The sequence below is a fragment of the Vibrio sp. F13 genome (assembly GCF_020806305.2).
Lineage (GTDB): Bacteria > Pseudomonadota > Gammaproteobacteria > Enterobacterales > Vibrionaceae > Vibrio > Vibrio crassostreae_C.
This window is the reverse complement of the sequence record NZ_CP170176.1, coordinates 1,487,520-1,500,078: the sequence shown is the minus strand read 5'-3', so window position 1 is coordinate 1,500,078 and position 12,559 is coordinate 1,487,520. Positions and strand designations below refer to the sequence as shown.

Here is a 12,559-nt window from a genome sequence, read left to right as displayed (position 1 = left end):
CTAAGAGATTAAAAAAGGGGAGAGAATCCCCTTATCCTTTGTGACGATCCCTCAAGTCCCACACGCGCCATTGACTCGCTTGAATGTGCAAAAGAGCGTCACGTTTAAGCTGAGTCAAGGTGAAGGTATTTGAGAAGATGTCACCACTTAGGCAGTGGCTACAGAACTGATGGCAGTTTTCATTTAACAGGGAATAGTCTGTTTGTACATCAAGCATAGCGCCTGCTATTTGAACAGTAGACTCATTGCCAACGGCTCTACCTTGGGCGTTGCAACTGACGTAAATTGAAAGGGCTGTGGTATCTGCTAGAAACTGACGAATTGATGCAGCTTCGATAAGGCCTTTGCCATTACGATGGATGATACGTCCATTTCCCATGTACACACCTGAATGCTCAGCATATCCAAATGCGAGATCGCAATACACAATGCTCCCCCTTACTGGACCGTCGGTTTTCCAGAATAAATTTTGGATTAAACTTTTCGATAAGCTGCCTACAACAAAGCTCCCTATTGCGTGATATGGATTCATGTTATTTACCTCTCAAATGTGATGATAACGAAACTCAAAAGGGCTCTGAGCTTAATGTTAATAAGGGATTAGCGGTCCCGCCCCCTGAGTAAATGATTAGGTTTAAAGTTCAAGAGAAACAAAGTCTTTATCGACTTCATCTTGAGTGATTCCTATATAGCGAAGTGTGACTCCCTCAGATGTGTGACGAAGCATTTTCATGACACGTCCTATATCTTTTGTGGATTGATAGAGAAAGTAACCTCGCGTCTTTCTCATCGAGTGAGTACCTAAAGCGATATTCAGTTCTTGGCCTACTTGCTGAAACGCCATTGACACGGCGCGTCGTGAGATTGGCTGGGGTGGTTTGTTTTTCAACTGTTGGCATCGGTGGGATTGAAACAAATAGATGTGGTCGGGATGTTGCTCTCTCAACCTAGCAATATGCTGCTGCGCTTTGGTATTGAGTTGAATGTTGGCGAGCTTTCCGGTTTTACTCTCTCGAATAATGACTCGGTCGCCATGAATGTCTTCAAAGCGAATCGACAACAAATCAGAAATCCTCAGTGCTAGGTTTAATCCGATATGCCATACATCGGCCATTTGTGGATGACAACGAATACTCAATAAGTGACCAACCATACGTATGGTGTCATCGTCTTTAATTGCTTGGACTTCAGCCATAGTCTGCTTCCTTTTTTGTCTGTAGAAGGGTGTTTTGGGAAGCACAGAGCAGACGATATTAAAGAACCCTTATACAGCAAGGGATGGAAGCTTCCCGTTTTAACAATATGGGAAGCAGCCTCGTTTTGGCTCTGTGCTGGTGGTTGTGCTGAATGTTTGTGATATGAAGTGGAGCGGGACGGTGAGTGGATAGGGTTGCTACGAGTGATGATTAACTGTACTCAACCTGAACTTGGTCGTAGGCGTTCATTTCTACATAAGCTAGAAAGTTACACTCCCACATTTCATATAGCTCGGTTGTTTCTTGCAGGTACATACCAAGCCATCCGCTGAAACGAGCGAAAGCGACGTTGTTAGCAAAATCAAAAGCCAAGTCAGGAACGAGCTCTGGTGTACCGGTTCCCACATAAACAAGGTCAGTGATTTCAATAAGAGCGATATGGCTATCTTTGATATCTACCGTAATAGATACAGGGTGAAAGCCGCCGTCCTTCGGGTGGTAATTGGTATCTTGAAAACAGATGGTCATTTTTCCTCGGTAATTAACATCATCAATAAATCGTTTGATTAAGTCTTTCAGTTGATGTGAAGGCTTAGCTCGCTTGCACGCGAACATAGCCAGATTGGCTGCTTGATTCATAGGAACCTCTTTGAAATAAGTTAGGATTAACGAACGGATATGATGTTGATTGAGATAGCCGGTTGCGTGATGAGAGTGTGAGTGATGGCTTTAAGCCAGCTAGCAAGTAAGGTTTGAACTTCTGGCCGTTGTAAGTTGCACTGCTTAATCTCTGGGTGGTAGAACCAACACCCTGCGAAGTTGAAATACAGCGATAACTCTTTTTGTGGCTTACCAGTAACCATCACATCAAAGGTGGCAATAAAGCGAAGTTGCCAAGGTGTTTTGCTTGATGTTCGCTCTAATTGAATTTCGATTGGTTGAAAGCGACTATTTATATCTTTAGAGCGTATGTTTAACGCTACCCGCTCGACTGTATTGGGGATGACGTTTTCAGACATAAGTGCTTCAAGAAAACAATGCATGGGACTAACGAGTTCATCATTTACCCCAGAGATAGAAAACTTATTCATATCCACCCCTTTTCTGCAAATGACACATAATCCTCACCCACAACGATGTGGTCCAACACTCGGATATCCACCAGCTTGAGAGCATCTACTAAACGCTGTGTAATGCGTCTATCTGCTTGAGAGGGCTCAGCAATACCTGAAGGATGGTTATGAGCAAAAACGACGGCAGCAGCGTTATGGTTTAGTGCTGCTTTGAGTACTTCGCGTGGGTAAATAGAGGCAGCATCAATGGTGCCAAAGAACAACTCTTCAAAACTGATCAATTGATGTTGGTTATCAAGAAACATCACCGCAAACACTTCTCGGTCATGAGCTCCTAATTTGAGTTTTAAGTACTCTTTGACATTAGTTGGGTTAGTGAACGTGCCTTCACGTTTGTATTTTGCAGCCAGTGCGTCGGCTGCACGTTCTAGCAGTTCATTTAACTCTGAAGTTTTAAATGGGTAATCGTGTTGGTTGTTGGCGTTACGCATAAGAGCTCCTTGGGTTATCTGTTTGGTTATGCGTACTGATGAAATATATCTGAGAGCATTTTGAATCGGGGTGTGAAGGAGAGTATTTCCAGAGACAGGTAAAAAATAACTCTCTTGCCGTTGTTATGTAGCAATCGCAATAGAGCGACGAATGAACAATCAACACAATTAGCTGGTGCAAAGGATGTATCGGCTTTTCAGTCTCTGGAGAGTATAAAAATGAAAAAAGAAATTTATGTAGAAGCAGCCATCGTAGAGAAGCGAAGAGGACGACTCTCTGCTGGGGTAGGGCAGGTTGTATTCGATGACTATGAAAGAATAGCGGGTGAAGACTGGTTGTTCCTTGATAGCATCGTAGACCGTAATTACGCAGAGTTATCAGCACTTGCTTTTGGGCTAGAGCGTGCTTGTGATGGCGATATTATTTATTCAAGCAGTGACTATTGCGTTGATGGTTTTAATGACTGGCTTGATGGTTGGAAACGTCGAAATTGGCGTAAAGCAAATAAAAAGCCGATAGCTCATCAAGACCTTTGGGAGCTAGTGGATAAACGAAGTACAGATAAGCAAGTTGAGGTAAGAAAAGTCGCTGCTTGCTCCGCAGGAAAAGATGCCGCTTATAGATACGCTCTTGCAGCTGCGAATCGTCAATTGTAATGATAAGGAATCACTTGCTGGCATAGCCAGCAGGTGTTTTTTGTTGTTACTGGGTTTGAAGTTGGCATTGAACACCACAAGGTACAAAACGGTATTTTTCTACGTGCCAGGTAATCACATGGGAACCAATAACATAGGAGGACGTCCCATGAGATTTCTAAAGCTAAAAGAAGTAATGCAAAAGACCGCCCTTAGCCGTTCAGCGATTTACCGAAAAATGAATGAAGATCAATTTCCTCAGTCTATCAGTCTGGGGGGTAGGGCAGTAGCTTGGGTTGAAAGTGAAGTTGATGCGTGGATGGAGGAGTGTCTAGCTTTAAGGTAATTCAATGCCGCTTTGTTTTTAAGGTAGCCGTCACACTCTATCAGTCTTTTGTCATTTTTCAGCCAGTCCCTAAAGTCTATGATAATCAAGGCAAACCAGTAACTGAACAAGTGTCCCATCAGCCCTTGAACTTGACGTGAATCGCCTTACCAATGCCTGAATGTTCATATCATCAACTACTGAAAGTTACTTTCGAAAATACCCTTCTCCACCTTTACTTTAAAGTGGAGGCTTCTCGTGGTTTTGTCAAAGAAGAGCAACGAAATAAGATCATCATTAACTTCTTAAAGTCAAAGGTTAAACAAGCTAGGTATAGTGCGATTAAAAAGAGATTGAAGCTCGATAATCCTGAAGGCTTATCTGCTTGGGAGCAATTTTACGCACTAGCAACCTAATTGCATCTGAAAACCAGTACATTTGTTTGCGGAACAACCCTTTAAGCCATACATTCAAAGTATGGCAATACGGCATCACACACTTATCAATCAAAAAACAATTCAACATCATTTTAAACTATCAATAAGTCTGAATTATTATCCACAAATATATTAAATTTCAATAGAATATAATCAAAAGAACTTTATGGTGAGTGGTATTGTCAATGAGATTTATTTTCATTATATTCTAGGCCAGTCCTCATTTAAAAACCATGAAGTCATTACATGTTAAAACTCAAATCAAGTCATGCTGTACCGTGTCTGTTTAGCCTGACCTTTATACCCGTTTCTTTTGTTATGGCGGAATCGGCAATTGATGAAACCGTGGTTGTCACCGCAAACGCTGGCCAAAACACAAGTCTACTAGAAGCCCCTGCAACCTTGACCGTGATAGACGTTCAAGAGCAGAGTAAATATCAGATGACAGGGGACGTAGGCGATCTGCTTATTGACGCACCAGGCGTTAGCGTGTCGACCCAAGCAAATGGCTCTCGTGGTGTGCGAATTCGTGGTTTAAATAGTGACTACACGCAAGTGTTATTGAACAGCCGTCGATCTTATACCCGAGAAGCATTATGGCGTGGTAGCGACAATGCATTGAGCCTAACGCCAAGTATTGCTATCGATAATATCGAAGTGATTCGTGGCCCAATGTCCACTCTATATGGTGCCGATACCATGGGCGGTGTGGTCAATGTCATCACTCGTCAGCACAGTGGTACCGCAGAGGGTGCGATAAGCGTTGAAGGGCAATACAACCAAGGTGACAAGGGTGGTAGTGGACAAATTTATGGTCTGTATTTTTCAACCCCTATTACCGATGCTTTGGGTTATACCGTATATGGTAACTATTTAGACACCGACGAATCTTTTTATTCCGAACAGTCGAGCTTCACTAAACGTCGTGCGCAAGAAAATTACAATTTAGTGAACTCTTTTGATTATGCGCTGAACGACCAACACACGATTGACTTGGAAGTCCAACTGTCGAATGAGGATCAATCGGGGACGGCAATGTATCGTGGCCGCTCGTATGAACAAGAGCGTCAACTCCAAAGTTACACGTTAGGGTATGATTACCAATCGTATCTTGTGAGTGTCGATGCCCACCTCTACTACAGTGACTTTGATGTTAAATACGACACCCCAAGTTCAGACATCACCGAACAAAACTATGGCGGTGATGTACAAGCCGTTTTCTTTGTCGATGATCATACAATGACAGTGGGAGCCGAGGCTCGCAATGCCGAAATCGAAAACGTCGGCATTACAGGAGGCTCTACCGATAGAACCAGTACTGCTGTTTATCTTGAAACCAACTTAGCCGTTGCCGATTCGACCATACTGACACTCGGTGGACGTTTTGATCATGACTCCCTGTTTGACAGTGAATTTACTTATCGTGGATACATCACACAAGGTTTAACCGACAACTGGAGCTTAAAAGCCGGCGCTGGAACCGCATTCAAAGCACCGACCATGGCACAGATCTCACCGTCTTATACCGCGCCAGCCAGCGGCCCAGCTTGCCCTGATAGACCCGCGGCTTGTAACGTCTATGGCAACCAAGATCTCAAAGCAGAAACCGGCACCTTCAGTGAAATTGGCGCCTACTATGCCAACGAAGCCACCTCTGCTAACGCCACCGTATTCTATAACCGCGTTGACGACATTATTCAGCAAGTTGAAAGCTCCAATGGGAGCGACGGCTACTATACGTTTATCAATGTGGATAAAGCGACGCTCAAAGGCTTAGAGTTGTATGCCGAACACCAGTTCAAGCACGTTGGATTTGACGCTTCATATACTTACCTTGATGCGACAGACGACACAAGCGGCGAACGCCTTGTCGGCACCTCTGAACATGAAGCTTCAGTAAAAGCCAATTGGTATGTCACTTACGATACCGATCTGTTTGCAAGAGCCCATTACCGCAGTGAAGTACGTGGTGAGCTCGGTAACAATGATGTCTCTGACCCATACACAACCTTTGATATTGGCATGCGTCATACCCTAATGGAGGAACTGGAACTGAAACTCGGTGTCAACAACGTGATGGATGAAGATGTATCAAGCCCTGAGACTTATACCGAAGTCATTCAAGGCCGAACGTATTACGCTGGCTTGAATTACGCTTTCTAACCTGATGCCAAATACATTTTTTGATAAGTTAGAGCGATGGGGAAATAAACTTCCCCATCCTGTCTTCTTGTTTCTATGGTTGTCGTTGATAATCATAGTAACCTCATTCTTCACGTCCAACGCCCAAGTCTCTTACACACTGCCCGGTGGAAACATTGAACACGTCAACAACCTGTTGTCTTTAGAGGCGGTAAGAACTTGGCTCGGTGGCAGCGTCAAAGAGTTCATCAGCTTCCCACCATTAGGCGTCGTCATTATTGCCACCATTGGAATTGGCTTGGCGGACTCTTCTGGCCTCATCAGTTACTCCGTTCAGCGGTTAGTCAGTAAAACCGGCAAGTGGCAGCTGACAGTAAGCATCATGATCTTGGGCATTTTATCGAATGTCGTCGGTTCTGTAGGCTATATTGTACTCATCCCCTTGGCTTGTCGAGCATACCAAGCCGCCAATCGCCCGCCGCTTGCTGGGCTTGCCACCGCATTTGCGGGGGTAGCAGGGGGAACTCACGCCACCGTATTCTTAACCACTTATGACGTTGTGATTGCAGGCATCACGACCTCTGCTGCTCAACTGATTGATCCGACTATTATCGTCAGCCCTCTGGCTAACTATTTTTTTATGAGTGCCAGCGTATTCGCTCTCGTTTTAGTAGGCTCGTTTGTTTCGATTAATATCGTTGAAAAGCGTCAAAGTCGATTCGCATGCCATTATGCTACGCCTGAACAAAGGTTCACTGACAGCTATGATTTCGATAACAACAAAGCTGCCAATAATGACAAAGCCATGTGGGCCGCAGCCGTTGTATTCGTCATGGTTGCCGTGTTTGTTGTACTTTCAACCGTCCTACCCAACGGCTGGCTAGCCCCATACGAAGGCCAACCTTTAGGACGCAGCGAAGTGATGCGTGGACTACCTATTATTATTGCCGTTACATTTGGTTTAAGTGGATTAGCCTATGGCTACCTCTCTGGAAGCTTCAAGTGCGAGCGCGATCTGCTGAATGCTTGTCAAAAAAGCATGAGCCAACTTGGAGTGTTTTTACTGATCATCTTTGTTGCGTCGCAGATGATCTACCTCTTCAAGCTCAGCCAGTTGTCGGGTGTATTAGCCATGTCGATGAGTAGCTTAGTGACAGAGGTACAACTACATCCAGCAATAATTCTCTTATTGGTCGTTATTTTGTGTGCCTTTCTGAATATCTTTATGGGATCTCCGATTGTTCAATGGAGCATGATAGCGCCCGTATTGATCCCTTCATTGTTCTATGTCGGCATTCCACTAGAAGTGACACAGGCGGCGTTTCGGATTGGAGACTCAGTCACCAACATTATTAGCCCACTGTTTGGCTATCTCGGGTTAATTTTAGCGGCCGCACAAGATTACGATAAGGAGGCTAAATTAGGTACCCTGATGTCATTAATGTTGCCTTTTAGCTTGGCGTTTTTGTTGGTGTGGACGACCTTACTACTAGTTTGGGTATACGTATTGCAGTGGCCGATGGGGTTATAGACTTGACTAATTCTGTGTAAATCCATTGTTATATTGATGTGGGTGATGTGGATTGTAATAACCAACTGGAAAAGCAGGGGTAGACTCACTTGCTCGAGAAGTTTCAGACAAGTATCATGTCGCTACTGTAATGGAATTGTTATGTATAGGCGATTAGATTATGAGCTTTTTTAACAAAATTATTTTTATTTCTTTGACCACTCTATCTCTATTGGGTTGTAACAATAATGAACAACCGTCATACTGATCTGCACCAGTCAGACTGGTGCAGATCACTTGGTTTATATCCGTCACTTTCAGGTATTGGGTAAGCCTTGATAGCATCGAAAGATGTGACCAAGGCGCAGATGTGGTTTAGCTATTTGGGGAGTTTCGTAGTAGTGGTAATGGCTACAAAGATCGTACTGCCGCCGCGGCAATGATTCCTGCTGCGATTGCTGGTAGAGGTTTTTTGATGACGAACATGACGACAGCTGTAGAAAAGAGTGCAGCTCTAGCTCCGTTGTCACCTTCTACGGCAAGAGGTGTGAGAAGGGCGACTAATACAGAACCTGACATCGCTGTAATAAAACGTTGAACACGCTCGCTAATTGGAACAAATGACATGACATATACACCACCCCAGCGTGTAGCTAATGTGACCAATGCCATTGCAATGATTATCAATAAAGTACCACCAACATTTGTTTCAATACTCATGATTTCTTCTCCTTCCAACAAGCACCCAACACCCCACCAGAAATAGCACCAACAACAACATGGCTGTTTTCAGGTAAATACCAATATGCCAATATTGAAGATGCCGCTGCTGTGGCCCAAATAATAAAGATTCTTGAGTTTTTAGGCCCAACGACGACCATGGAAAGTAAAAAGCAGCCCATAACCATATCGAGCCCAAGCCCCACTGGATCTTGGATTACGCTGCCAAAGTAAATGCCAACCCAAGTGCCGATGATCCAAAATAACCAAAGTGCTAAACCACCGCCAACGAGCAATCCAAAACCGGGTTCCTTCCTTCCAAAGGCATGGAGTGCCATTGCCCAGTTTGCGTCCGAAGCTATCAACATCACACCATATCGTTTTGTCGGGGGGAGTTGACGTAACTAAGGATATAGCGTGGCCCCCATCAAAAGGTGGCGAGCATTGATCGCAAATACGGTAATAAGAACTGGAATAAGGGGGACTTCTGCTCCCCACATATCCAACGTAGCAAACTGTGAAGCACCTGCAAAAACAAGTGTGCTCATTAACATAGTTGGAAAAGAATTCAGTCCAGTTTGTACTGCAGCGACACCGAATGCGAAACCAAATACGATCACAAACATAGAGAGAGGCAAAAGTTGGGTGAAGCCGCTCCAGATGTCGGTACGTGTAAACTCGTGTAACTCAATCGAGGAGCGTTGAAGGTGTTGAGTGTTTTCTGTCATAGAGGTCCTAGCCAGTAGGCAAAAGAGCAGATCCATTGAAGGATCTTTGTTGTTATTTTTTAAGCCGCATGTTTAACATCAATTAGTTAGGCTTTCAAACGTTATGTCACAGATGAAAAAACATAAACGGTGGTGAAGATAGGATCTTGAAAGGGCTTTGTACGTAATTCAGGAGAAATAAACAAGCCCCTACGATCTGAACAGCTGTTTGGGGGATGGAAACTCAAAAATAATGCAGGCTTTCGTGATTAAGGCTCTAGTCACGAAAGCCGCATTTTCATAGACTAATTCACTTTTGAAAGTTTGAGATCTGAACTTTTCTTCTGGTTAAGTAAGATGCTAACTAATGCTAACATCGTAAAGACTAAGCTTGATAAAAATAGATTTTCTACGCCGAATTGAGAGATAAACCATCCCGCGATAACTGAGCCAAGAGTAATTCCTAAGTTAGAAAAAGACACAAAGAGGCTATTTGCAAATACTTTTGAATCACCTGCATTTTCCATTATCCATGTCTGGCTCACGATCAATCCTGCAGAATGCACTGCACCCCAAAACGCGACCATGCCGATCATAAAGTAGAATGAGAACCCCATGAAGTAAACAATTATGAAGGTAAGACCGAATATTATAGGGTACAGCATCACTGTTTTAAGAATATTTTTACTGAGTAGCTTACCAAAAATGAAGTTTCCAAAGATACCAAAGATACCAAACACCATCAGCATTGCACTAATCCACGTACCGTTCATATTCGTTACAGTACTTAAGTATTGAGTAATAAAACTGTACGAAGAAAACATCGCTGCAAAGATGAATATAACGGTGAATAATGACAACCACATTGATTTGCTGCGTAAGATAGTTACTTGAGAGCCGAATGACATTTTTTCCTTAACGGGAGCACTTTCCATCAAGAACATCACACTCACTAACGCAATGGCGCAAGCGGCTAAACCAAAGTAAAAGGCATAAGCGAGAGAATATTCTTCAGCAAGAAAAGCACTAATCGGAATACCAAAGACTAATCCTACGGCTACTCCACCAAAAACTTTAGCAGCGGCGTTGCTTTGTTCTTCAACTGGAACCATTGATGTGACAACCACTAAAGCGACAGAAAAGAATACAGCATGTACTAACGCCGGTAGAACGCGAAATATCATCATGGTTGTGTAATCTTGCGTCATAGCGTACACAAGGTTAGAGACAACGAATAGAGACAAAATGCCGACTAGAACATGCTTTCTATTCCATCCAGACATCATTAACGTAATAAAGGGGCCACTCACCGCGACGACAATAGCGTAGACACTGACTAATAGACCAGCTTCTTGTACATCAATATTGAAGTCTTTCATGACTTGTGGAAGGAGACCAATAATACCAAGCTCTGTCGTGATAACGCCAAAAACGGCTAAAGATAGAGCAAAGATAAACAAGCTTTGTTTTTTCATTGTTTCAACTCAAATTATTAATATGCGGTAATTACGTACCGTCGATATTGGTTGTTGTTAGAGCCCTAAGTCCAAGTGTTGGAAAAGTGGCACAAAAATGTTGTTTTTTATCCAATAAAAATGCCGTTTTCAATGTGATTGAATTCGGCAACGTATCAGAATTCGTATTATCAAAGGGTGGAGACTTTTTTCTTACCCGATGACATGTGCTTAGAACTGTGTTGTAGGCAACGTGTAAATGACGACTGGTTTCTCGCTTTCCATGGTTTTGTGCGGTCATTTCAATAATCCTATTTCGAATTCCTGGTTTGCAGGCCTCGTAACAATAATTCACTTGAAAGGTACGGCGGCAAGCAAGACAGCGAAATCGTTGATGGCCATTGGGGCCATAACCATGCTTTATGACACTGTCACTCTTATGACAGAAGCGGCAGTTGGGTTTATTCGTTGTCACATGGAACCTTAAATCTCACCAAAAGATATCTGTAGTCGTTTAAATTTAATTATCAACTTGGACAGCATAATAACGGATAAAATGAATTCAATTAAGTCTTAATGTTTATTAATAGATATTCCAATTGGGACTTAATGTGTTATTTAGAGGTATCGGTCGCCAAATCAGAAATAGAATGAAACTAGTTAAGTTATTGTTTTTAATGTTTTTTATATTCAATTTTTCTTTGGTGGCTGTTGGGAGGATTAGTGCGCGAAATGAAGGCGTTACTCTAATTTGTTAAGAAATGTCCTGTTGACTGCTCTGAAACATCATGACACATTTTGCGCCCTGCTTCGGTATGCCATTAACTTTAAGTGCATATCGACTTAACACGTTATGAGATGATTTAACTTTATGAAAAAATGGAAGAAAACACTTTTAGTCGCATCGGGCATTTTACTTTCCTCAATGGCTTTTGCGGGTAATGAGCAGAGTCAAGCGGACAGTGAGTTTCCAATTCCTTCTGGTTTTGAAAGCAGCTTTAAAGAAGTTAACGGAGTGAAGCTTCATTATGTAATTGGAGGGGAAGGGCCTTTATTGGTAATGGTCCATGGCTTTGCTCAGTCATGGTACGAATGGCACCAGTTAATGCCTAAATTAGCAGAAGATTACCAAGTTATTGCTATGGATCTTCCAGGTCTTGGTTTATCTGAGCCGCTAGACTCCACTTATACAGGGCAGGACGTATCACCTTATATCCATTCTTTAGCTAAGACCTTTAGCCCGGATGATAAATTCAATGTCATAGCTCATGATATTGGTGGCTGGGTCACATATCCTATGCTAGCTCAACATCAGAATGATATTGATAAGGTCGCTCTACTGGAGACCATCGTACCAAGCGACTTAATATACACGTTCCCAGCTTATACTCCTCAGGGAGAGTCGACCGCGTGGCACTTTAGCTTTTTCTCTGCGAAAAACGAATTGGCTGAATCACTTATATCAGGCAATGAAGATAAGTTTTTTAAGCACTTCATTCTTGAGCATGCAGAGAATAAGAATGCATTTTCAGATGAACTGTTCGGTATGTATGCGGAATCTTATAAAAAACCTCAAACTCTAAACGCTGCTTTTGAGTATTACAGAGCACTTCCTGAATCTGTGATTCAAAATGACAATCTATCAGAGAATAACTTGTTGAAAATGCCGATTCTGACGATATCAGGTAATGGTCAAGGCAGTTTAGGAGCGACTCAATTTAATCAAATGAAAGAATATGCTAATGATGTTCAAGGTCATGTGTTGGAGTCATGTGGTCACTGGTTGATGGAGGAGTGTCCAGTCCAGGTTGAAGATCTAGTTATTGATTTTTTTAACAAAAAATAACTTACAAAACGAGAGCTAAGTT

13 protein-coding genes and 2 pseudogenes are annotated in these 12,559 nt (G+C 42.8%); 6 read left to right on the top strand and 9 right to left on the bottom strand.

Annotated features, from left to right (window positions below; genetic code table 11):
• Positions 1-31: 31 nt before the first annotated feature.
• From LMH68_RS21530 to radC, 5 genes are all read right to left on the bottom strand, one after another.
• A complete protein-coding gene (locus LMH68_RS21530) occupies positions 32-532 on the bottom strand; it encodes a lecithin retinol acyltransferase family protein (protein ID WP_102333512.1) in 501 nt (166 codons plus the stop codon).
• A gap of 102 nt (positions 533-634) precedes the next feature.
• Positions 635-1,195, bottom strand: coding sequence for a tyrosine-type recombinase/integrase (locus LMH68_RS21525; protein WP_102333511.1), 561 nt, complete (start codon positions 1,193-1,195; stop codon positions 635-637).
• Positions 1,196-1,406: 211 nt separating this feature from the next.
• Positions 1,407-1,835, bottom strand: coding sequence for a DUF2787 family protein (locus LMH68_RS21520; protein WP_413755896.1), 429 nt, complete (start codon positions 1,833-1,835; stop codon positions 1,407-1,409).
• Positions 1,836-1,861: 26 nt separating this feature from the next.
• Entirely contained in the window at positions 1,862-2,287 is a 426-nt protein-coding gene (locus LMH68_RS21515; RefSeq protein ID WP_102333510.1) for a DUF2787 family protein, read from the bottom strand.
• The gene (gene radC, locus LMH68_RS21510; RefSeq protein ID WP_102333509.1) at positions 2,284-2,760 is read right to left on the bottom strand and encodes a RadC family protein; all 477 of its coding nucleotides are present in this window, start codon (positions 2,758-2,760) and stop codon (positions 2,284-2,286) included. Before radC ends, LMH68_RS21515 begins: the two co-directional genes overlap by 4 nt.
• 219 nt (positions 2,761-2,979) lie before the next feature.
• On the opposite strand from radC, the gene LMH68_RS21505 reads away from it, so the two are divergent.
• From LMH68_RS21505 to LMH68_RS21485, 5 genes and pseudogenes are all read left to right on the top strand, one after another.
• Positions 2,980-3,417, top strand: coding sequence for an RNase H family protein (locus tag LMH68_RS21505; protein ID WP_102465041.1), 438 nt, complete (start codon positions 2,980-2,982; stop codon positions 3,415-3,417).
• Positions 3,418-3,535: 118 nt separating this feature from the next.
• A complete protein-coding gene (locus LMH68_RS21500; protein ID WP_102304078.1) occupies positions 3,536-3,742 on the top strand; it encodes an AlpA family transcriptional regulator in 207 nt (68 codons plus the stop codon).
• 152 nt (positions 3,743-3,894) lie between these two features.
• A pseudogene (locus LMH68_RS21495) lies at positions 3,895-4,080 on the top strand (DUF2913 family protein); the annotation flags it as partial.
• Between the two features lie 324 nt (positions 4,081-4,404).
• A complete protein-coding gene (locus tag LMH68_RS21490) occupies positions 4,405-6,321 on the top strand; it encodes a TonB-dependent receptor plug domain-containing protein (protein ID WP_229647825.1) in 1,917 nt (638 codons plus the stop codon).
• Positions 6,322-6,325: 4 nt separating this feature from the next.
• On the top strand, positions 6,326-7,831 hold the full coding sequence (locus LMH68_RS21485) for an AbgT family transporter (protein ID WP_102465043.1): 1,506 nt from the start codon (positions 6,326-6,328) through the stop codon (positions 7,829-7,831).
• A 390-nt stretch (positions 7,832-8,221) separates the two neighbouring features.
• Here the strand turns inward: LMH68_RS21485 and LMH68_RS21480 are convergent, their stop codons facing one another.
• The 4 genes and pseudogenes from LMH68_RS21480 to LMH68_RS21465 form a co-directional block, all read right to left on the bottom strand.
• Positions 8,222-8,530 carry an AzlD family protein gene (locus LMH68_RS21480; RefSeq protein ID WP_086714187.1) on the bottom strand — a complete coding sequence of 103 codons (309 nt, stop codon included), beginning with the start codon at positions 8,528-8,530 and terminating at the stop codon, positions 8,222-8,224.
• Positions 8,527-9,258: pseudogene (locus tag LMH68_RS21475) on the bottom strand (AzlC family ABC transporter permease). Before LMH68_RS21475 ends, LMH68_RS21480 begins: the two are co-directional and overlap by 4 nt.
• 284 nt (positions 9,259-9,542) lie before the next feature.
• Positions 9,543-10,712 carry an MFS transporter gene (locus LMH68_RS21470; protein WP_086714188.1) on the bottom strand — a complete coding sequence of 390 codons (1,170 nt, stop codon included), beginning with the start codon at positions 10,710-10,712 and terminating at the stop codon, positions 9,543-9,545.
• Between the two features lie 31 nt (positions 10,713-10,743).
• Complete coding sequence (locus tag LMH68_RS21465; protein ID WP_086714189.1) at positions 10,744-11,166, bottom strand: IS1-like element transposase; 423 nt, start codon at positions 11,164-11,166, stop codon at positions 10,744-10,746.
• Between the two features lie 396 nt (positions 11,167-11,562).
• Between LMH68_RS21465 and LMH68_RS21460 the strand changes: the two genes are divergently transcribed.
• A complete protein-coding gene (locus LMH68_RS21460; protein WP_086714190.1) occupies positions 11,563-12,537 on the top strand; it encodes an alpha/beta fold hydrolase in 975 nt (324 codons plus the stop codon).
• The last annotated feature ends 22 nt before the right edge of the window (positions 12,538-12,559 follow it).